Source organism: Sphingomonas sp. 77B (assembly GCF_056497825.1).
On the sequence record NZ_JBWMBY010000002.1, the window covers coordinates 102,991 to 121,651 of the forward strand.

23 protein-coding genes are annotated in these 18,661 nt (G+C 65.4%); 6 read left to right on the top strand and 17 right to left on the bottom strand.

Annotated features, from left to right (window positions below):
• Positions 1–135 precede the first annotated feature (135 nt).
• Positions 136–552 carry an HNH endonuclease gene (locus AC1GI4_RS17715; protein ID WP_479630453.1) on the bottom strand — a complete coding sequence of 139 codons (417 nt, stop codon included), beginning with the start codon at positions 550–552 and terminating at the stop codon, positions 136–138.
• A 258-nt stretch (positions 553–810) separates the two neighbouring features.
• Here AC1GI4_RS17715 and AC1GI4_RS17720 point away from each other — a divergent pair, with 258 nt between their 5' ends.
• Both AC1GI4_RS17720 and AC1GI4_RS17725 read left to right on the top strand, forming a co-directional pair.
• Complete coding sequence (locus AC1GI4_RS17720; protein ID WP_240886026.1) at positions 811–1,236, top strand: LexA family protein; 426 nt, start codon at positions 811–813, stop codon at positions 1,234–1,236.
• Positions 1,233–2,504, top strand: a complete 1,272-nt coding sequence (locus tag AC1GI4_RS17725; protein WP_479630454.1) for a Y-family DNA polymerase — start codon at positions 1,233–1,235, stop codon at positions 2,502–2,504. Before AC1GI4_RS17720 ends, AC1GI4_RS17725 begins: the two co-directional genes overlap by 4 nt.
• Positions 2,505–2,563: 59 nt before the next feature.
• Here the strand turns inward: AC1GI4_RS17725 and AC1GI4_RS17730 are convergent, their stop codons facing one another.
• On the bottom strand, positions 2,564–3,400 hold the full coding sequence (locus AC1GI4_RS17730) for a GIY-YIG nuclease family protein (RefSeq protein WP_479630455.1): 837 nt from the start codon (positions 3,398–3,400) through the stop codon (positions 2,564–2,566).
• A 70-nt stretch (positions 3,401–3,470) separates the two neighbouring features.
• On the opposite strand from AC1GI4_RS17730, the gene AC1GI4_RS17735 reads away from it, so the two are divergent.
• Genes AC1GI4_RS17735 through AC1GI4_RS17745 form a run of 3 tightly spaced genes read left to right on the top strand, consistent with a single transcriptional unit; the run spans position 3,471 to position 5,691 of the window.
• Positions 3,471–4,097 (top strand): hypothetical protein, encoded by a 627-nt coding sequence (locus AC1GI4_RS17735; protein WP_479630456.1) that lies wholly within the window; start codon positions 3,471–3,473, stop codon positions 4,095–4,097.
• Positions 4,098–4,136: 39 nt separating this feature from the next.
• Complete coding sequence (locus AC1GI4_RS17740; RefSeq protein ID WP_479630457.1) at positions 4,137–5,201, top strand: hypothetical protein; 1,065 nt, start codon at positions 4,137–4,139, stop codon at positions 5,199–5,201.
• Positions 5,202–5,247: 46 nt separating this feature from the next.
• Positions 5,248–5,691: a hypothetical protein gene (locus AC1GI4_RS17745; protein ID WP_479630458.1), complete on the top strand. Its 444-nt coding sequence runs from the start codon at positions 5,248–5,250 to the stop codon at positions 5,689–5,691.
• A gap of 44 nt (positions 5,692–5,735) precedes the next feature.
• On the opposite strand, the gene AC1GI4_RS17750 is transcribed toward AC1GI4_RS17745, so the two are convergent.
• On the bottom strand, positions 5,736–6,416 hold the full coding sequence (locus tag AC1GI4_RS17750) for an SOS response-associated peptidase (protein ID WP_479630459.1): 681 nt from the start codon (positions 6,414–6,416) through the stop codon (positions 5,736–5,738).
• 59 nt (positions 6,417–6,475) lie between these two features.
• Here AC1GI4_RS17750 and AC1GI4_RS17755 point away from each other — a divergent pair, with 59 nt between their 5' ends.
• Positions 6,476–6,895, top strand: a complete 420-nt coding sequence (locus AC1GI4_RS17755; protein ID WP_479630460.1) for a hypothetical protein — start codon at positions 6,476–6,478, stop codon at positions 6,893–6,895.
• Positions 6,896–6,908: 13 nt separating this feature from the next.
• Here AC1GI4_RS17755 and AC1GI4_RS17760 read toward each other — a convergent pair whose 3' ends face one another.
• From AC1GI4_RS17760 to AC1GI4_RS17825, 14 genes are all read right to left on the bottom strand, one after another.
• Positions 6,909–7,202, bottom strand: coding sequence for a hypothetical protein (locus AC1GI4_RS17760; protein WP_479630461.1), 294 nt, complete (start codon positions 7,200–7,202; stop codon positions 6,909–6,911).
• Between the two features lie 158 nt (positions 7,203–7,360).
• Complete coding sequence (locus AC1GI4_RS17765) at positions 7,361–7,534, bottom strand: DUF5818 domain-containing protein (RefSeq protein ID WP_479630462.1); 174 nt, start codon at positions 7,532–7,534, stop codon at positions 7,361–7,363.
• Between the two features lie 314 nt (positions 7,535–7,848).
• Entirely contained in the window at positions 7,849–8,253 is a 405-nt protein-coding gene (locus AC1GI4_RS17770; protein ID WP_479630463.1) for a DUF805 domain-containing protein, read from the bottom strand.
• Positions 8,254–8,264: 11 nt separating this feature from the next.
• The gene (locus AC1GI4_RS17775; RefSeq protein WP_479630464.1) at positions 8,265–8,702 is read right to left on the bottom strand and encodes a DUF805 domain-containing protein; all 438 of its coding nucleotides are present in this window, start codon (positions 8,700–8,702) and stop codon (positions 8,265–8,267) included.
• A gap of 10 nt (positions 8,703–8,712) precedes the next feature.
• Positions 8,713–9,498 carry a CsgG/HfaB family protein gene (locus tag AC1GI4_RS17780; RefSeq protein ID WP_479630465.1) on the bottom strand — a complete coding sequence of 262 codons (786 nt, stop codon included), beginning with the start codon at positions 9,496–9,498 and terminating at the stop codon, positions 8,713–8,715.
• Positions 9,499–9,517: 19 nt separating this feature from the next.
• Positions 9,518–9,865 carry a hypothetical protein gene (locus AC1GI4_RS17785; RefSeq protein WP_479630466.1) on the bottom strand — a complete coding sequence of 116 codons (348 nt, stop codon included), beginning with the start codon at positions 9,863–9,865 and terminating at the stop codon, positions 9,518–9,520.
• 184 nt (positions 9,866–10,049) lie between these two features.
• Complete coding sequence (locus AC1GI4_RS17790; RefSeq protein ID WP_479630467.1) at positions 10,050–10,808, bottom strand: hypothetical protein; 759 nt, start codon at positions 10,806–10,808, stop codon at positions 10,050–10,052.
• Between the two features lie 291 nt (positions 10,809–11,099).
• Positions 11,100–11,414, bottom strand: coding sequence for a hypothetical protein (locus AC1GI4_RS17795; protein ID WP_479630468.1), 315 nt, complete (start codon positions 11,412–11,414; stop codon positions 11,100–11,102).
• Positions 11,407–11,946 (bottom strand): DUF2726 domain-containing protein, encoded by a 540-nt coding sequence (locus tag AC1GI4_RS17800; RefSeq protein WP_479630469.1) that lies wholly within the window; start codon positions 11,944–11,946, stop codon positions 11,407–11,409. Before AC1GI4_RS17800 ends, AC1GI4_RS17795 begins: the two co-directional genes overlap by 8 nt.
• On the bottom strand, positions 11,943–12,521 hold the full coding sequence (locus AC1GI4_RS17805; protein WP_479630470.1) for a hypothetical protein: 579 nt from the start codon (positions 12,519–12,521) through the stop codon (positions 11,943–11,945). The genes AC1GI4_RS17800 and AC1GI4_RS17805 overlap by 4 nt, the downstream gene beginning before the upstream one ends.
• A gap of 57 nt (positions 12,522–12,578) precedes the next feature.
• Entirely contained in the window at positions 12,579–12,779 is a 201-nt protein-coding gene (locus tag AC1GI4_RS17810; RefSeq protein ID WP_240886044.1) for a hypothetical protein, read from the bottom strand.
• 42 nt (positions 12,780–12,821) lie between these two features.
• The gene (mobF, locus tag AC1GI4_RS17815) at positions 12,822–15,881 is read right to left on the bottom strand and encodes a MobF family relaxase (protein WP_479630471.1); all 3,060 of its coding nucleotides are present in this window, start codon (positions 15,879–15,881) and stop codon (positions 12,822–12,824) included.
• Between the two features lie 3 nt (positions 15,882–15,884).
• Positions 15,885–18,188 (bottom strand): type IV secretion system DNA-binding domain-containing protein, encoded by a 2,304-nt coding sequence (locus tag AC1GI4_RS17820; RefSeq protein WP_479630472.1) that lies wholly within the window; start codon positions 18,186–18,188, stop codon positions 15,885–15,887.
• On the bottom strand, positions 18,178–18,468 hold the full coding sequence (locus tag AC1GI4_RS17825; protein ID WP_479630473.1) for a hypothetical protein: 291 nt from the start codon (positions 18,466–18,468) through the stop codon (positions 18,178–18,180). The genes AC1GI4_RS17820 and AC1GI4_RS17825 overlap by 11 nt, the downstream gene beginning before the upstream one ends.
• Positions 18,469–18,661 lie beyond the last annotated feature (193 nt).

The following is an 18,661-nucleotide window of genomic DNA, read 5'->3' on the forward strand; positions in this document are numbered from 1 at the left end:
AGCACAGACGACCCGACAAGTGAATCCCGCACGACGTGCCTGAACGAAGTTTGACCGCTCGCGGCACTTCACCGGACAGGCAAAGTGCCGCTCGCGAACTTGCGTTGACCGGTCTCATGATCATCGAAATCGGTGCTAATTCCGGCTGGCGCATAGTCGAACCACCGACCCCGCGTCGGGTGAAGTGCCGCGAGTGATACGACGGCGAAGCGGCCAAAAGCGATGCCAGGTGCGTCGGTCGCGACGGCGCTGAACGTGCGCTCGATGCGCCTCCGGCGAGCGAGCGGGGACGCCGCCTCGCCTATGACGGTGTTGGTTACAATATTGGCATGCTGCGGCGATGTTGGACGCACTGTCATGGCCTCCGTCACACTTTGCGCGGAGGTGTTCCGCTGTTGCTCGATGGCGAGTGGCTTCCCTTACCGTCAGGCCCCACCTGGTCGCGAACGACTGCAGATCGAGAGGAAGGAGCCACATCGGCTGGTCGCAGTAGAAGCATAGGCCGTCCTGAGAACGGAAGCTGGCGGCTCGGTGCATTTGAACGTCGGTCATCACCTTATTCCCTGCAGGGTTAAGGTGGTGCGCCGCGGCTCTCGCCGGTTGGGAGGTGAGCTTTTGCTCGCGCACAGACGGCCTTCGGCTCGTCCCACAGTCCCATGAACGTGGCTGCTGCCTGCGCTCCAGGACAGAATGTCATGCCGGGCGGATCGCTGCAAGCCACCGCTTTGCGGCAGTCCGATCGGCTACCCCGTTCCCAAAATGTTCTCATGCGCGTTATGACGGGCCGATTGCTCGCACGAGACCCGATTCATGTATGCCGTTCGCCTGACAGAGATCCCCTATGAGATGGTCCCGCGCGAGGTCCGCATCCTGCTGTGCCGGACGCCCGCCGGCTTCCCCTCCCCTGCGCAGGACGATCTGGAGGAGCCGATCGACCTGGGCGAATGGCTGATCGAGCAGCCGGCCGCGAGTTACGTGATGCGGGTTGACGGACACTCCATGACTGGCGCCGGCATCAACGACGGCGATCTGATCGTCGTAAGTCGTGCGAAGACGCCCCGGCCGGGGCACATCGTCGTCGCCCTGGTCCATGGCGACCGCACCCTGAAGCGGCTGAAGCGGATGGATGGTCGACTTTGGCTGGTCCCCGAAGCGGAAGGCTATCCGCACACCGTCGTTGACGAATACGTCGAGATTTGGGGCGTCGTCGTCGGGCTCGCGCGTCGGTATGTATGAGCACCCCGATCGCGCTTATAGACTGCAACTCCTATTACTGCTCGGCCGAACGCGCCTTTGATCCAAGGTTGAAGGGCATTCCCGTGGTTGTCGCTTCTAACAACGACGGCTGTGCTATCGCCCGTTCCGACGAGGCCAAGGCACTCGGCATTAAGATGGGTGATCCCATCCACAAGATCAAAGACAAGATCAAAGCGCACGGCATCCATGTTCTTTCGTCAAACTACACCCTCTACGGCGACATGCAGCGCCGGGTGCTTGCAGCGGTCGAGCCGTTCGCTCGGGACATAGAGGTGTATAGTATTGACGAGAGCTTCTTGGATCTTGCGGGCTTCGAGGATCGTGATCTTGTGGCGCACGCGCAGGCGATGCGCGCCCAGGTGCTGCAGTGGACCACCATCCCGACATGCGTGGGCATCGGTCCGACGAAGACGCTAGCGAAGCTCGGCAATGCGGCTGCCAAAAAGAACCCGCTGTTCGACGGTGTCGCCGACCTCCGCGACGAGCCGATCCGCGATTGGGTGCTGGAGCGGTTTCCTGTCGAGGACGTCTGGGGCGTGGGCAGCGCAACGGCGCGCAAGGTGAAGGATCTCGGCATCCACACCGCGGCGGCGCTTCGCGACATGCCGGTCAAGCAGGCCAGGAGCATGGGGACGGTCGTGTTGGAGCGCCTGGTGGCTGAGCTGCGCGGCGTGCCGGCAGCGGTGGTCGAGACGATCGAGCCCCAGCGGAAGGGGATGGCGGTGACGCGATCGTTCGGTCAGCCGGTTACGGAATTCGACGTGCTGATGGGCGCCATTGCCCAGTACGCAATGCGCGCCGGCGAGAAGCTGCGGTCGCATGGCCTGGTCGCTGGTCGACTCACGGTCCTGTTCCACACCAACCGCTTCGCCGATCGCCCGCAGTATGGAGCGTCGAGGACGCTGAGCCTCCACCCGATGACGGCCGACGGGCTGGAGCTGGTCCGTGTAGCGCGGAAGGGAGCCGAGCATGCCTGGCGGGATGGCTACGCATACACCAAGGCCGGCGTGATGTTGGAGGATCTCGTCTCGGCCGAGCTGCGCCCGCGCACGCTGTTCGAGGACGATGTCGACACAGGGCGGCGCGAGCGGCTTATGGCAGCACTTGACGACATCAACGGCAAGTTCGGTCGCTTTACCGCCGTTCCGGGCACCCAGGGGTTCAAGCGGGAGTGGCGGATGCGGGCGGCCGCGAAGTCGCCGGCATACACAACGCGGATCTCCGACGTGCCGGTGGTGCGCGCGTAGCGACCGGGCGCGAGTCCGACCGGCCCTTGACTCCGCCCGTGAAGCGCCTCGCATCGCCGCTAAAGCAGGCCGCGTCGGCCCAGTTCGTCACGGCCGACAAGTCGCGCCAAAAGATCGATGTGTCCGGCTTTGAGTTCAAATGCTTCCTTCGTGGGATCGGCACCTGGGATCAGCGTAGCCATTTGTGCTTTCACCAGATCGCGTGCGACGCCATTTTCGATGATTGCGACAATGCCCTGGTAGGAGAAGACTCGAGGGACCCTTACGCCTGGTTGCAGCTCAAGCCCGGAAGCCGTCGCACTGGCGATGAGAGCATATGCACATCGCGGGGTAGGCGAACGAGCTTGTGGATGAGGGGTGGTAGGGAGAATGCGAGCGATCTGGTCGATGGGCTTGACCGGCACACTCCCGACAGGGCCGATCCCTTGCAGGAAGCGGTTCAACACCGCTCGCTCCGGATTGTCGAGGGGTTCGCCGGATAGCGTGCTGGCGTGCCGTTCCAGGCTGAAAGGTGCAGCACCTGCCATGTTCCCCACCCCCCCGGCGAGGTTGGTGAGGCACCCGCCCTCGTGCAGACGACGATGCCGCAGGATGAGCGCCGCTTCGCGCTCCAAACAGTCCTGCTGGCACGCAGGGTCAAACACCGCGTCGATCTGATAGAGGACTTCGCCACCATCACGAATAATCTTGCGGATGACATTGCACTTGAAAGGGTTACTCTCTCCCGTCGGGTGATGGCGGCGGGCCTCTGACTCGTGTTCCAACGCACGCTTGTTGATCCCCTTCCCTACATAGAAAGGGAGGCCATCCGGCCGGCACAGCAGATAGACGTAGTAATTGCCTGCGATCGATCGCAGGTAGGACTCGGCTGCCGAGCGGTGTCCTTCAAACCGCATGGGCGCACCTCCGGCCGGTATCGCCGACATGGCACGAAGGCGCTAGAAGCGCGGGCGAGAGGGAGTGGGGATGAAGATCGTTCACGGTGGCATGGCTATGGCGCTTGCAGTCGGAGCGCCAGCCTTGGCCGAAACGAAGGTGGGGATGGAGCCCCCGGTTGGCGTCGAACGGACCGCCACCATCGGATCACCCGTGGTCGAGAAGTTTCGCTTCGATGCCGTCAAGGTGGGGATGGCGGATAGCGACGTGGTGAAGCGAACCCTCACCGGCAATATCACAATTCGAGCTGGGGAACCACTGTATCAGGTTCAGAGCAAGGCCAGGTACAAGGCATGCTCTCAGAGCGGTCCGTGCGCCTTGGACGACGACGGCGATGGAACATTCGACCGGATCGCGCTCGACGATACCGTCGCTGCATTACGGCTCAAAGAGCCCGTGCGATACCAGATCAAGGATGCTGTCGCTCCCAGCTCGAACGGCAATTTCAAGCAGGTAGTTTCTTACTTGGGCGTGAGTGGCGACACGCTCCGACTTAGTTACCGCGAATTTCTGAACGATATGGCGCGGCCCGCCTTCACCGAAGAGCTGACCTTCCCGATTACCAAGACCTACCCGCAGGGTGTCGCCTTCAAGGACGTAAAGATGACTATCCTCGGCATCAATGGCATGGGCCTGCGCTACAGGCTCGAACAGTAGAACAGACGCGGCGCGGGGGCGCCATCCAACGGGGGGCACATGATCGTATTGCTGGTATTGTTGTTGCTCGCAGCTATCGCAGGCATCGTTCGCCCCTATATCAAGGGCGTCAAGCGGTGGCAGTTCGCGATCGCAGCGGTAGTGGTCTTCTTCTCGATCGGCGTGATCGCGCCGAAGGGCAATAAGTCGCCGGAAAAGCCGACTGTGGCGGCGGCGCCCGCGACGATGCCAGCCAAGCCTTTTTTGAGCATTGAGCCGAAGGTATTGGATGCTCATCGCGTCCAGCTCACCATCGGCACGAACCTTCCCATGCCGATCAAGGTGGCAACGTCGATCGACCTGCACGGGCAAAAGCCCGACGACACCTACATCGGCTACTCGGAATTCGTGACGCTCACCGGCGCGAACACGGTAGCGGTGTTGGACACGTCCAAGGCAGATAAGCCCCTTCCCGCGGCTGAATACGACGCAACGGTCGACTTCTTCCCGAAGTGGGGCGCGGAAGGAAACGACCTCGCGAAAGGTGCGCCCCAACTTCACGCCGAAAAACAATTTCAGCTCAAAGCGTCGGGTGGCTCGGCCAAGGACGCGGTCCTCCTGAGGGATCGTCAGCGTTGGGTGATGGAGAATGTGAACGCCAAATCTCCGTGGAGCAAAGTGACGTTCGAGCGACGCCTGGGCAAATCCGAGAAGGGCCGGTCGGATTTGTCCCACCTCCACGATGCCTATTACTTCCCCGGCGCAGATATGACGCTGCTCGTGAACCGGCTTCAGAACCAGGTGACGACGTGGAAGATGGGCAATGCAATTGTCCCTCCCAACGCGAGCAAGGCAGACTTCGAACGCCGTGGTCTTAAGTGGCCGCTTACGGTCTCGGCCGGCTACCTGGGATGCGAGGGCAGCGCCGTTTGGTTCGCGACACCCGATGGGACGACCTACGCCGTCAACGGCGCCGCAAGCGGGCGCTACAAGCCGATCGAGCCGATTTGGTCTGCTGATCAGAAGATGATGGGTGAGTTGAAGGCTGCAGGCGCGGGTAGAGGCCCGACGTTGAGGATCAATATCGGCGATCTGATTGAGGAGGGTCGAAAGCTCTGCTCCTAAAAGCTCCAGCAAGCGATCGGAGGTCGGTCCCGTGATAGTCGCATTGTTGATCCTGATCGTGCTGATCATGCTGTTCGGTGCGGGAGCCGTGAAGGGCTGGATCAAGGGCGGACTGGCCTGGGGCGCGGCGCTCGTGGTTCTGTTGCTCGCGGTCGGCTTCGTTGGGAGCCGGTACAAGCGAGCAGGAGAGGCCCGCGAACACACCGCGCTGGTGGCAGCGGCGAAGCCGATGATACTCGAGGACGTCGCGACGAAGGTTGGAAAAGCCGTTGCCGCCCTCACCGACATTGTCACTTACGACCAGGATACCGAGGTCTACCTGTGCGGATCCATCATGGGCACTGCTGGCTATGGCGGTCCGGATGGACGACAGCGGTTCCTCTCGAACGGCGGCAACACCGAATTGGAGCGCCCCGGAGCACGCGCTCAGTTCGATGAGCGTAGCGCGCTCCACTGCACCATGGACGCCACTTCGGCGACTATGCGCTAGATCGGCACTCGAATCGAACCTGCCGGTCAGCACGTCGGCCGACGTTAGGCGTCGATTTCGATCAGGTCGTCGGAGGGTGTCTCGACTTGGCGGATCATCGCGCCGCCATAGGGCCGCACCAGCTCCAATGCCTCGGCCGCGCTGCCGTCGAGCCACTGCAGGAGATCGCACGGGCGCAGGATGACGGGCATTGCCTTGGGGTGCCAAGGCTTCACGAACTCGTTTGGGTTCGTGGTTGCGAACGCATACGCCTCGCCCCGCTCGGTCGGCCGCCACAGGCCCGCGAAAAACCCGATCGGCTGATCCGGCAGCGCGAACCACATCTGGCGCGGCTTGTTGTCGTCTCCCACCCCGCCCTCGGGATGCGGCTCGGCAAACCAGGTGAACGGCACGATGCAGCGACGCTCAGCGGTCGCGAGCGACGGCTTCCACATCGGCGACGATTTGAGGTTCCTCGCGTTCGTGACGTACTTGTCGAGCTTGATCTCTGGGTTCCGCTTGCTGGGCACCTTCGTCGGAAACCCCCATTCGAGGAGCGCCATTTCGAGGGGCCGGTTGCCGGCGGTGCTGCGTCGGACGATCGGGCCGTGTCTCGCCGTCTTCTTGCCCGTCGGGAAAATCTCTCGTGCTGGCGGGAACACCTCGTCGGGCGCGTATGGCGGCTCGAACCCGCACGCGCGCATGACGGCAGCCTGTTTCGCGGAGATGCGGTAGCGGTTGCACATGCTGAATGTTCTGCCACGTTCGCGCGCGACTGTCAGGCGATCGACGGCAGGGAGACACGATGAAGCTGACCAGCGATGCCGTCGAGGTGGTGAACCGCAATGCGCTCGTCACCGTGGCTCTCAACCAGGGCTACAACGCATACCTGCCGGTCTACGACAACGGGATCGACCTGATCCTGCTCAACGAGGCGACCGGCGACACCAAGCTGGTGCAGCTGAAGGGCCGGTGGACGATCGACAAGAAGTATATCGGCCGGAACATCTGGGTCGCATTCCCCGACCGCGGGGTCTGGTACGTGGCTCCCCATGACGAAATGCTGCGCCTGGGTCAGCGCCACACTGGTACGGAGAGCTGGATCAAGGGGACCTATAGCAAGAGCCCGTTGAGCAAGAGCGATCGCGAGGAGCTTGCCGCCTATCGGTTCGGCGACCCCGATGCTGTCATGGAGGATGCTGCGAAGCTAGGTATCGGCGACTGAACCGGGCCGCTGGCTAAAGCGTCAGACCGACGCATAGCAGGAGGATCGCGGCTGTTCCGGCCGCCAGCTTCCCGCCCGCGAACACCCGCGCCCCGGGTCCGGAGCGGAACCGCTTCCCCGTCTTGTCCATGCCGGTCCGCAGCCCGAGCACGCCGTCGGCCGCCAGCACGCTCCCGATGATGAAGAGAAGCACCGAGAAGCCTTTGGCGAAGGCGTGAGGCGAGAGCCCGGTGACGACGAAGGTCGCGACCAGCCCGATCGTCAGCAGGCCGTACAGAGCGAAGCCGACGTCGAGCAGCCCGCGCAATCTCTTAGGACCGTTCCAGTCGGTCGGCCACCGCAGGAGAACCATCGGACGGAGACAGAGCTGGCAGCTCTGAAGGTTCGTGTCGCGGGGCCAGTGGTCGATCAGGTGCCCACAATAGGGGCAGCCAGGGCGACGGTAGGGGAACGCGCTCGCGGGGCTCAGCATGTTGGTCTCTCCGTTTGCGGCGCCAGGTAGTAGGCAGCGATCGCCGCCCCGTTGATCGTGCCCTCGACCGTCACCGGCGTCCCGACCAGGTGCTCGGTCGTCACGTCGCCGATCAGCCGCCACCGCATTCCGTCTGCTTCGAGCAGCATCGGACCGCGTGGCGTCATCTCTACCACGCCGGCGAGCTGGGTCGGGCCGCTGGCCGTCACTCCGCTGCCTCCGCAAAGGTCGGGGTCTCTTCGGCCGACGTGCCATTGAAGCACTCCATGGGACAGTGGAGGAGAAGCCGGCCATGCGAGCGCAGCTTGCGGCCGTCCAGCCTGATCGGGTCGCGGGCAAGTCGCTGGCACGCCTTGTTCGAGCGGTTGCGGAAGCCGCAGGGCGCGGCGAGCGGCGGGAGGGTTAGCTCGACTACTTGCTCCGGCTCGGGAGGCGGTAGCGGTTCTCCGAATAGGTCGCATTGGTCCATGACGTGCTCCGTTCAGCCCCCGAGTGGGGCCGCGTTGCCGAAGCGGTTGGCTCGGCGGGTGCCAGGCTCGATGCAGAGCCACAGCTGGGCGAAGATCGAGACCGCGGCCATGCCCATCAGGAGCGGCGCGCTTGTATCGAGCGGGTCGCCGAGCAGCGCGAGGAGCGCGATCCAGATCGTGTTGAGGCCCGACCATCCGACGTCGTGGAGCCGCTTCACCATCACCGCCGAGGCGACCCAGGCCACCATCGCCATGGAGCCGAGGAGCGCCGGTTGCGATAGACCGGCAAGGAAGTGGACGAAGCGGAGGTCGTATCGGCTCGCGAACAGCATGATCCAGCAGGACAGGGTCGTCAGTACGAACGGCACCCGACCTGCGCGGCCTCTGTATGCGAACAGCACCTCGCCAATATCCATCCTCCTCTCCTTTAGCCTGCCGAGGCGCCCTGGCCCGCTGGGAAGCCGTATTGGTTCGGCTCGCGCTGCCCTGGTTCGATCGCGAGCCAGAATCGGAAGCAAACTGTGGCGACCATGACGACGGTGGCGACGAGGTTGATCGTCAGTGTCTGCTCGATGCCCACCGCCCAAGCGGTCATCGGCAGGACTTCAAGCCACAGGACGTTCCAACCTGACCAACCGAGATCGTGAAACCTCTTCACGGTTTGCGCGAGAGCGGCCCACACGGTGACGACAAACAGGGGTATGAGCCCGATGAGCGTTGTCCCTTGGCCTGCGCGAATACCGGCCGGGGTGATCTCGTCGGGGAAGCACAAGCCCACGCCTGCAGCGGCGACGAATGCTAGGGCGTAGGGGACGCGGCCGGCGCGTCCCCGGAAGCCAAAAACTGCCTTGGCTGGGTCGTCCATCTGGGTCCTCTCACTTTGGCGGGGTCGAGGTAGACGGCGACGACGCGACCGGGGGAGCGATGCGGGCCTGTGCGTCGACCGTTAGCTTCCGGAAAGAGTCGAGCAGGGCAAGCGATGTGATCTTGCCGATGTCGGTCGAGGTATAGGCACCCTTGAGCGCGCCGACCCCGAGGCTGAGCAGGAGACCCCCTCCAACGACAGTGACGTCTCGCTTGCGCGCGGCGCCGGTCGCCACGGCCGTCTGGACGCCGGTCCGCACGTTGACGAGCGTGAGCATCGTCTGGCTCTCGAGGGTCTTGGTCTTCAGCCCGACGGCCGAGCCGAAGGTGCCGCCCACCCCGCCCCCGCCACCCCGGGCGTTGCTGTCCGAGTAGAGCACCTGGGCGGTCAGGAGGTAGTCGGCCGCGCGAAGCGTCGCCTGGTTGAGCGCAGCGCCGTTGGCGACCGAGCCACCAGCCGCAAGCTGACGTTCGCGCTGCAGCGCGTCGAAGGCGCCGCCACGCTCCACGACCTCGAAGCACCCGGAACGGGCGGTCAGGAGCTTCAGGAGAGGCAGCGGGTCGACCTTGGCGGTTGAGCCCCCGTTCTGCCTTTCGGCAAGCTGGACGAGCGCGCGCATGCCCGGAGGAAGCTGATCCTCGACGCCGGCGACGCTGCGGTCCTCGACCAGCGCGACCGTGCCGAGCGGCTGCGCGCAGCGGGGCAGCTCGGACGTCTCGTCGACGCCCGTGCCGCCCTTGCCCAGCTTCTGTGCGATGGCCGTTGAAGGGGTGACGGCCGCGAGAGCGGCCGTCACGGCGAGGAGAACAGCCCGGTTAGGCACGCTTCTTTGCCGCATGCTTGGCCGGATCGCAGATGCCGCCACGGTCGTCGGCTGATGCGACGGTCTTCTTCGCGTCGTCGCAGTTTTTGCAATCGGCGCAGTCCGCGCAATCCGCGCAGTCGGGGCAGTCCTTGCAGTCGCCCTTCGCGTGCGCGGCGGCGTGTGCCTTCCAGTGCGCCTTCTTCAGGCTGACCTTGGCGACCGAGTCTTCACCGGCCTTCTCGCCGGCATAGCTCGCCATGGCGAGCAGGACGGGGCTGGCCGGCATGGCGCTGGCCGCTGCGGGCATGCCGACCGCGAGGGCGAGAGCCTCCAACGCGGCGAAACGTCGTAGCATCATGATAGTCGTTCCTTCCTTGCTCTGAAAAGACCGCGGCGCATCCGCAGCCTTGGTGGGATCACCACCATTCCCGCGAGCCAATCCTGGCCCGTCGAGCTTCTTGCCGGTGCGATCGCGCAGCCGGGCGTTTGTTGGCCGGGGATCTCCGCGCCGGATGGTTGTCGCTGAAGGCGATCCACCGACATCACAGCGGCTCCGGGCCGGAGACGTTAAGCCGTGTTTTCAGATTGCCATCCGGACGACGGCGCAGATCGATGATCTGCGTCGCCCGACGCTCGAAGGTCATCGGTTTGACGACGGTCTCGAAGCTCGTGTTCGGTCCGAAGTAGCGCTCGGTCCCATGCCACTTCTGGCCTTCGATCAACCGCATCTGATAGGTGCCACGGGGCACCGGCACGCGAACACGGTCATCGCCCGCGACGTAGATCGATATGACGTGCTCGCGGGTGTCAGGGTCGATCAGCTGAACGACAGCATTGGCGTTGCTGGTCTGTACCTCGAGCCAGCTCGTAACGCGTTTCGTACTCAGCGACCTAGCGACGGTGACGCTCCCCGATTCCGGAAAAGGTTGGGTCGATGCCAGGTCTGGGATCCACCCATTCCGCTTCGCGGCGAGGTACATCGGGATCAGCGTCAGCACGGCCGATAGACCGAGGATGAGCCCCTGAAGCGGATGTGCCTTGAGCCGGGGCCCCGCGCGATGCCGACTTTTCTGGTAATCGTGGCCGCGGTTCTTCGGGCTGAACCAAGGTTCGGTAAACTCCACCCGCGACTTGCCATCGACCCATGAGGCGCTTCCCAGCGGGACGGACTTAGCATCGCGAGCTTTTGCAGCTCGCGCATCTCGCGCGGCCTTACCAAATCCCCAACGGACCTTGCCGGCATCAACCCCCTGCCGCTGGCGATACCGCTCCCGCATGTAGTCGCGATCGTCGAGCCCCATCTCACTCCCCCTGCTTTCGATGATCGTTGCCCGGCGGGACAAAGGTGCCGCCCTCTGTATGGAGGCTGGCCCCCACGAAGCCGCACCCGATCGCCCAAGCGCCAGTGAAGGCGCCGAGGACGGCCGTACCGATCAACACGAGACGGAGCGGCGAACGGTGCCGGCGAGCGGCGCGGATCATGACGGGGCGGGCGGGCCTGCCTTCGAGGACGACACCGTCGATCGAGCGCCCGTCCATTCGGGTCACACGACCGGGTCGAGCGGCTCTCATGTAATCGCGGTCTGCGAGGCTCACGCGCCGCCCCCGGCTTGACCGCACACGCCGTGATCGCGGTGCATCGCGATCTTCAGGAACACGAGGCTCTCGACCAGCACCGCCATCAGGGCGGCGCACTCGGCCCATCCGATCGCCGGCGACGTGTCCGCCAGCCCGGCCCATGTGAGCACGGCGACGCCGGCGGCGGTTCCGAGCCGGACGCCCAGGCGCAGCCCGCCGGGGAGCTCGCAGGCGTTCGGGCGCCGCATCCACGCAGGGCCGGCGAGATTGCCGCCAAGGTACAGCAGCGCCGCGGCGTAGATCGCCAGGACGACTTGGGTGTCAAGCATGGCTCGCCTGCCGATCCGCGATCGAGACCGCACCGACGGAGCCTTCGGGATGGAGCAGCGGAGCGAGCGCCTGCCGCACGTTCGCCAGCGTCGGCTTGGTCCGGCCGGGAATGCGGAGGGTGGTGTAGCCCGCGCGTGCCGTCATCGCGTCGCGCTTCGCGTCGTGGGCGGCATTGTGCGAATAATCGTCGACTTCGATCAGCGCGACGATCGCGCCGCTGTTCCGGTCCTGAACCACGAAGTCGACGATCTTTTGCGAGAAGCTGTTGCGGTCGGCGTAGGAGGGCCTGCGGCCGAGGCGACGTGGAACCTGCAGGAGCGCGCCCATCGCCACCTGGGCGTGGATGCGGTGCGCCGGCAGGATGCGCTCGATCGCGGCGAGCATGGCCAGCTCGCGGTCTGTGAGGAAGCGCTTTGCGACAGGGGCGGGTGGCCCGCCGAGCCCGAGCGTGTTCTTCAACAGGCTGAGCAGCGCGACTGCGCAGACCATGAAGATGAGCAGGGCGAAGGGCGAGCCGGCGAGGTGGGTCATTGCTCCCGCGCCCCCGCCTTACGGACCGGAGCCAGTTCACCGTCTTGAGGGCTGACCGCCATCCACTCCCTCTGGCTTAGGCCGTGGTCGACGATCCCGTTGCCGCTGTGGGCTCGCGAGCTGAACTCGCTCGGCCACCAGAACCACGCGACGAATGCGAGTGCGCCGGCGAAGGCCGCGCGCGACAGCCATCGTCTCGAACGAACCCTGTCCGCTGCCCGGAACTCCAGGTCGGGCTCGTCCTTGATGGTGTAAGCCGGCTCTGCAGCGCGATCAGTGCTCTTGAAGACGGCCTCGACCATGTTGGGGTGGGTCGTATGACCGGCAGCGCGGTCAGCCCTCTCGGCAGCGCGAACGGTCCGCTCTGTCTCGTGGCCTGTCATCCAGACTTCGTGAGCCGTGCGCTCCCGAGACTGGCCGATGGTCTGCAGGACCCGCGAGATCCGGTAAAGTGGATCGTCGCTTCGGTATCTGGCTTGCTCGGCAAGCGCGCTGGCTAGGTCACTCAGATCGCGACCCTGGAGTTCCAGCATCGCCGCTCTCTGTCGCCAATCGAAGTTGTCATCTGAATACATGACTCGTCCCCGCAAAGGCGGCGCGGCCGGCGGACCGGGACCGCGCCGGCCTGCCTGTCACCACCCGTCGCGCCGGCCCTCTCCGCTGTCCTTCAGCTCGCGGCGGTCGAGGTTGGAGCGCCGGATCTCCAGCTCCACGCCGTCGCCGGTATCGCGGGTGCGGACGTCCCGCACGTCCACGTTGTTGCGTTTGGCGAAGTCCTCGGCCGCCTTGGCGCTGCCGAACTTGCCAACCTCGTCGAAGTCCCATCCACTCATCGTCGTCTCCTTGCGTGATCCGGCGGTCCGGCCGGGCGGTCGTCACAGGTCGAGCCCCAGGCTGCGTTCCGGCAACGGCGGCAGAATGTCGCCGCGGTCGGGCTTGAGGTCGGGCGGTGATTTCAGGTCGTCGACCTTGGGCAGCGGCGCCATGCCGTTGCCGTCGGCCGCGGGCGGGGCCGGCTCGCCGGGCAGCGGCGGCAGGTCCTTGAGGTCGATCGGGCCGGGGTCGAACTTCTCGCGCGGGCCGGAGCCGGGCGCCTGCGCGCGCTCCCGGTCGACATCGAGCCGGCCGATCGTCTCCAGCGCGGAGGTCTTGTTGCCGGCGTTGTTGTCGAGTTGCCGCTCGAGCTTTTCCTTGTCGTCGACCACCATGGTCAGCTCGTCGCGGACGCGGGTGACGCCGACGTTGAACAGGCGCTGGTTGGAGAGATTGCGCTCCTGGCTCGACATGACGGTGATCGCCTTGTCGGTCGTGATGCCCTGAGCCATGTGCATGTTGAGCGAGTAGGCGAGGTCGAGGCGCGACAGCATCGGGTCGCCCAGGTCGAGGGTCAGCCGCTCCTTGCCGGCGGTCTCGACCGTGACGCCGTTGGCGTCGATCGTGAGGACGCGCGCGAGCGCCGAGTTGTGGAGGTCGCGGTCCTTGTCGTTGGCGGTCCAGCGGATGCGGTCGCCCTCGCGGAGGTGGAGGTCCTTCTTCTCGCTGAGCTGCAGGCGGTCGCGCTTCTCGGTCGGCGACAGCTTCTGCGGGTCGAAGCGGATGCGCTTGGTGCCGAGTTTCAGGTCGACCTTGCCGTTGGGGTGGACCTTGTCGACGTCGTAGCGGCCTGCGACCAGGCCGACGTCCTGCCCGCCTCCCCTGCCCACCTCGAGCGTTTGCCCGGGCTGGTAGGTCGAGGCGTAGCGCAGCTCCTCGCGGGTGGTGTTGACGCGCTCGTAGACGGTGAGGTGGATGCCCTCGCCGCGCACGCTGCCTTCGCTGGCAAGCCCGTCCTGGATGCGCTGGTTGATGATCGCGCGCGAGGAGCGGCCGGACGCGAACACCGCGGTCGCCTCGCGCTCCTCGGGCGAGAGACCGAGCCACATCTCGGCCGCGTGGAGAGCCGGGCTCCGATGCTCGATGACGCTGTCGCCGAGCACCTTCATCGCCTGTCCCGCCTCGCCGACATTGGCGAGGGCAGCGACCGTGCGCAGCTGGTCGGTGCGCTGGCGGATATTCTCGTCCATCCGGGCCATCGTCCCGCCGCCCGCCTGGATGAGCGCGAACGACTTGCCGGCGTCGATCGAGGAGAGCTGCTGCCGATCGCCAACGAGGACGAGCTTGTCGACGCCGAGTGCGGCCGAGATCTGGTGCAGCTTCAGCATGTCGTCGCTCGACACCATCGAGGTCTCGTCGACGACGAGCATCTGGCCGGCGAACGTGGCGCGCGCCTGATCGTAGGCGTCGCTCTGCCGGTTGGTGAGGTGCCGCTCGTTGGCGAGGATGAAGGAGGCGATCGTCTGCGACTTGATCCCGGCACCCTCGGCCAGGTCGGCGACCATCTTGTTCTGGAAGGCGAGGCCGGTGACGGTGCGGCCCTCGGCCTCCGCGACGCGCGCGACCGACTGGAGCATGGTCGACTTGCCCGCGCCGGCGATGCCCTGCACCACCACAGTCCGATCCTCAGACGAGACGATCAGCGTCGCGGCCGCGAGCTGGCCGGGGTTCAGTTCGCGTTCCGCGACCGCCTGTAGCCGCTCAGGAGCCGCGCTGGCGTCGATCATGGGGGTAGCCTGCCCCCTGCCCTGTTCGACCGCCTTGAGGATGCTCTCCTCGGTCCTGAGCGCCTCTTGCGTCGTCACCACCCGAGGGCGCGTGTCGTTCTCGCGCGCCTGCCCGGCGATCAGCTGCCCGCGTTCGACCAGCTGCCCGATGCGACGCTCGACATGATCGATCGTGACGCCTTTCAACCCGAGGTCGAGGGCGGTCTTGCCGAGCAGGTTGACGTTGAAGGCCGCCTCCCGCTCCGACAGCATCCGGACGGCCGACGCGACGGCAAGCTGCGCGCGCGCCTCGGCCGGCGATTGGGTGATGCGGCCAAGGCCGCGGTCGACCAGCGGATCGTGCGGACGAAGGACCCCTCCCAGCTTGTCCCACGCGCTCGTGACCGCGTCCGTGACGGCCCGATAGCCACGCTCGAGGGCACTGCCGGGCGCCCGTTCCTGCGAGCGGGCAAGTGCCGCGTTGAGCAGCCCCTTGCCATCGAAGCCGAGCGCCGCGGCCTTCTCGATCCAGTCCCGCTGCAGTCCCTCGCGATCCTCAACGTTCAGCTTTGGATCGCGGGTGTTGGTGGTGACGCCGTCACGACCCTTGGGCGAGGTGATGCCAAGCTCGGCCGCCTTCTCCAGGATCGCCTCCCGGCGCTGGCTGAACGCTTCGATGACCGCCTTCGGCACGCCGGCGATCTCGAAGGTGCCGTGCTTGCCCTTGAGCTCCACCTGGTAGCCGAGCTTCTCCATCTCCTCGCGCAAGAAGGCGTGGTAGATCGAGCCGATCACGGAGTTGTTGCTCCAGATCTTGTCGGCATGGAGCGCCTGCCACTTGCCGTCGGGCATCTTGGTCAGGTTGGCGATCACGGCGTGGATGTGCGCCTGCGGGTCCAGCGCGCGGCTGGTGTCATGCTGGAACAGGGCGAAAACGAGGTTCCCGGTCTTCACCGGCACCTTGCGGCCCTCGACGTCCTTGCGGCCCTCCGCGAGGTTGCTTTCGATCCACCCCATTGCCCGCGCCGCGGCCTTCATGGTGGCGCCGTTCTCACCGAGGATGCGCTTGTCGCCGGTGATGTAGGCCAGCACCGATACCGACTTCGGCGCGGAGAAGGTCAGGTCGACGCCTGAGCGCCGATTGTCGACCTGAGCTACGGCCTCGCCGCTCGGCAGCACGCCGTTCAAGATGCTCTCGAACGCGTCCTTCGTGACCTCGCCCGACAGCCCCAGATCGGCCGCGCCCTCGCCGCCCCAGGCGCTGATCTCCGAGCTGCCCTCGGCCGTGTAATAGTCGTCCTTCGCGAAGTATGTCGCGGCACCGGATGCGGAGCGGACGGAAGCGACGGAGAGCACCGGCTAGATCCCCATGTCCATGCCGTCGGAGTCGCGGCCGGCGGAGAAGTCTTGGCGTAGTTCGACAATGGTCTGGTCCTCGACCTGGGGGGCGGCGTGGTGGCTCCGGGCGTCCCGCCGATCGTCGCGATCGCGGACCTGCGCGGTCTCCTGATCCGGCCCGCCACGCGCCGCCTGGGCGCGGTCGGCGGCATGCTCGCGGGGCGTGTCCCCTTCGTTCCGATCGCTGTTGTTGTCGCGGGTCCGGACGGTGCCTTCCTTTTCCTCCTCGACCTCGCTCAAGAGGATCCGGGCGGCCATGTCCTTCGCCACGTTGACCGGGTCGGAAGCCTCTTCGATCACCTGCAGCGAGCCGTCACGCCCGCCGGCTTCTTCCCCCTCCTCCCCATCGAACACCGCATCTCCGCGCTTGGACCGCACAGGCTTCATGTCGGGGCGCGGCAGGAAGCCGTCGGCGACCTGCGGGTAGTCTTTCCAGACGAGCTTGATGCGGGCGGCGGGGAAGCCGTCGGGGAACTTCACGAAGCCGTTCATCGACGGCAGGTTCGTGATGTCGTCGGCGATAACGAGTGGCTCGACCTGCTTGCGTGGGGTCAGGGTCGAGGCGTCGCGGGTGTTGTTGTAGCCGTAGCTATAGGCCTCATCCATCTGGCGGACCTCGCGGTTGCCGATGTACCGGGCGCACTGCTCGGCCGTGTCGAGATCGGCCGTCGCGAGGATGAGCTTGGAACGGGCGAGCGAAGCGAGATTTCGGGCACCCTGTTCGCCATAGACCTCGACCAGTTTCTCGAAGCTGTGGATCCCCAGGATCATGGCGCCGCCGAAGGCGCGGGCGGTCTGGAGGCCGTTCTCGATCGCGGGCAGACGGTGAAGCGCGCCGAGCTCGTCGAACATGAACCAGGTCCGCAAGGAGCGGGTCCGGGGCATGGTCATCAGGCGATTGATGGCGAGGTCCATCCAGAGCGTCAGCAGCGCCCGGTTCATCGGGAGGTCGACGTAATTGGACGTGATGAACAGGATCGAGCCGGGCTTCTTTTCGCCGGTAATCCATTCCCGGATCGAGAAGCGCGGACCCTCGTCGGGGAGGAAGCGGAGAACCTGCGCGTTGGTGTTGAAGACGGCACGGATCGACTCCGCCATCCGTGCCGCTTCGGGGGCGGTCAGCGGGTCCGCGATCGTGTTCTGGAGGTAGCGGTGGACCCGCTTCAGGTCGGCCGTCATCAGGTGCTCGGAGAGCGCCAGATTGGTGGTTTCACCCTTCTCGATCAGCTTGACGCACATCTCGATGAAGAGGGTCCGCGCGGCGAGCGCCCAGAAGGGTTCCGACGAGCCGCCATCGGACGGGATCAGCGCCGCTGCGGCGGCGGTGAACTCGCTGTGGGTCTGGCAGTCGTTGAAGATGGACCAGGCGGGGCAGCGCCGGTCCATGGGGTTCAGGATCGTGTCCCGGTCAGGGTCGTAGAACGCTTCCACATAGGCGCCGGTCAGGTCGAAGATGACGGCGCTGTCGTGGCGGTCGCGCATCTGCTTCACGAGGCTGCGCAGCTCGGTGGTCTTGCCCGAGCCGGTCGTGCCGATCAGCATCGTGTGCGACTGCTCCATCCGGTGCGGAAAGGGCACGCCGGCGAGCGTGTAGGGATGGTGGAGTCCGCCCGCCTTCCGTTCGACGAACGGCAGTTGCAGGACCCGCTTCGGCGGCACGCCCGGGAAGCACTCGCGGGCTTCCTTCTCGAAGGCCGCGTAGTTGTGCTGGGATACCTCGGCGAGCAAGACGTCGCGCTCGACCAGCATGGCTCCGCGCTCGTGCCGCTCCTGCAGGATCGACTTGCCCCGGCGGCGTGAAATATCGACGAACCAGATGGTCAGCGGAATGGTCAGGAAGATGCTGACCAGGAACGCGCCCAGCAGCCCGCGCATGGCGACGCTCCATGCCCGCTGGACGTCGGGAATGTCCTGCACGACGGCCATGATCGTGTGCCGGATTTCACCGCTCGGAAGGGTCACGTTGACCTTCTTGGTCGGGTCGAAGCCGATCCAGTCCCACAGCATCGCGTAGAGCTTCATGCAGATGAGCTGGAAGCCGTGCTCGTCGAGCTTCAGCCCCATGATGATGAACCATGCTGCGGCGAAGGCGAAGAACCAAAGGACGACGGGCATTTTCGCGCCCGAGAACCACATCAGAAGCTCGTGGGTGAGCAGCTGGCTTCCCCGGGTGAAATTGCCCGAGTTGCGCTGGATTTTGCCCCTGGCGGAGTGGTGATGAAGCGGGATCGCCCGGCCGTCGGTGCGGATGTCGCTACGCGCCATGGTACTGCTCCAGGCGCTTGTCGGCGTTGGCGATGATCCGTTCGCGGAACTCGGGATATTGCTCGCTGATGATGACGTCGAGCGCGAGCTGCATGAACTCGCTGATGCGCGCCATGCGGCGATTGCTGTTGGTGACAACGGCGGCGGTGCCGAGGTATGCCGCGACGGCCGTCCGGATCACCTCGGAGGGCTTGCAATTCTGGTTCGCCGCGAGCGCGAGGATGCGCTCATACTGCTCGCGTTCAAAGCGAACGGTGCAGTGCCGTGTCGTTGAGGACAAGCCAACCTCCTAGCAGGGAGGCTGGTGGGGATCGAAGAAAGCGGTGGCAGCTATACCCGATCGCGTGGACCGCGGCAAAGAAAATCAGTATAGGTCAGGCCGTGTGTTACGACGTGGGACGCCTAAGCAGCTGTAATCACACGACAATCGCGTCCAGCCAGAGCTGTCCCACATCGTCCCACACGTTCCGCGA

What these genes read in the sequence shown, in the direction of transcription:
- AC1GI4_RS17770 (WP_479630463.1), bottom strand. Translation starts at nt 8,253, where the DNA reads ATGGATATTGGCGAGGTGCTGTTCGCATACAGAGGCCGCGCAGGTCGG.
- AC1GI4_RS17775 (WP_479630464.1), bottom strand. Translation starts at nt 8,702, where the DNA reads ATGGACGACCCAGCCAAGGCAGTTTTTGGCTTCCGGGGACGCGCCGGC.
- AC1GI4_RS17750 (WP_479630459.1), bottom strand. Translation starts at nt 6,416, where the DNA reads ATGTGCAACCGCTACCGCATCTCCGCGAAACAGGCTGCCGTCATGCGC.
- AC1GI4_RS17785 (WP_479630466.1), bottom strand. Translation starts at nt 9,865, where the DNA reads ATGATGCTACGACGTTTCGCCGCGTTGGAGGCTCTCGCCCTCGCGGTC.
- AC1GI4_RS17805 (WP_479630470.1), bottom strand. Translation starts at nt 12,521, where the DNA reads ATGTATTCAGATGACAACTTCGATTGGCGACAGAGAGCGGCGATGCTG.
- AC1GI4_RS17720 (WP_240886026.1), top strand. Translation starts at nt 811, where the DNA reads ATGTATGCCGTTCGCCTGACAGAGATCCCCTATGAGATGGTCCCGCGC.
- AC1GI4_RS17725 (WP_479630454.1), top strand. Translation starts at nt 1,233, where the DNA reads ATGAGCACCCCGATCGCGCTTATAGACTGCAACTCCTATTACTGCTCG.
- AC1GI4_RS17765 (WP_479630462.1), bottom strand. Translation starts at nt 7,534, where the DNA reads ATGACGCCACGCGGTCCGATGCTGCTCGAAGCAGACGGAATGCGGTGG.
- AC1GI4_RS17715 (WP_479630453.1), bottom strand. Translation starts at nt 552, where the DNA reads ATGACCGACGTTCAAATGCACCGAGCCGCCAGCTTCCGTTCTCAGGAC.
- AC1GI4_RS17810 (WP_240886044.1), bottom strand. Translation starts at nt 12,779, where the DNA reads ATGAGTGGATGGGACTTCGACGAGGTTGGCAAGTTCGGCAGCGCCAAG.
- AC1GI4_RS17800 (WP_479630469.1), bottom strand. Translation starts at nt 11,946, where the DNA reads ATGACCCACCTCGCCGGCTCGCCCTTCGCCCTGCTCATCTTCATGGTC.
- AC1GI4_RS17730 (WP_479630455.1), bottom strand. Translation starts at nt 3,400, where the DNA reads ATGCGGTTTGAAGGACACCGCTCGGCAGCCGAGTCCTACCTGCGATCG.
- AC1GI4_RS17735 (WP_479630456.1), top strand. Translation starts at nt 3,471, where the DNA reads ATGAAGATCGTTCACGGTGGCATGGCTATGGCGCTTGCAGTCGGAGCG.
- AC1GI4_RS17820 (WP_479630472.1), bottom strand. Translation starts at nt 18,188, where the DNA reads ATGGCGCGTAGCGACATCCGCACCGACGGCCGGGCGATCCCGCTTCAT.
- AC1GI4_RS17740 (WP_479630457.1), top strand. Translation starts at nt 4,137, where the DNA reads ATGATCGTATTGCTGGTATTGTTGTTGCTCGCAGCTATCGCAGGCATC.
- AC1GI4_RS17755 (WP_479630460.1), top strand. Translation starts at nt 6,476, where the DNA reads ATGAAGCTGACCAGCGATGCCGTCGAGGTGGTGAACCGCAATGCGCTC.
- AC1GI4_RS17790 (WP_479630467.1), bottom strand. Translation starts at nt 10,808, where the DNA reads ATGGGGCTCGACGATCGCGACTACATGCGGGAGCGGTATCGCCAGCGG.
- AC1GI4_RS17795 (WP_479630468.1), bottom strand. Translation starts at nt 11,414, where the DNA reads ATGCTTGACACCCAAGTCGTCCTGGCGATCTACGCCGCGGCGCTGCTG.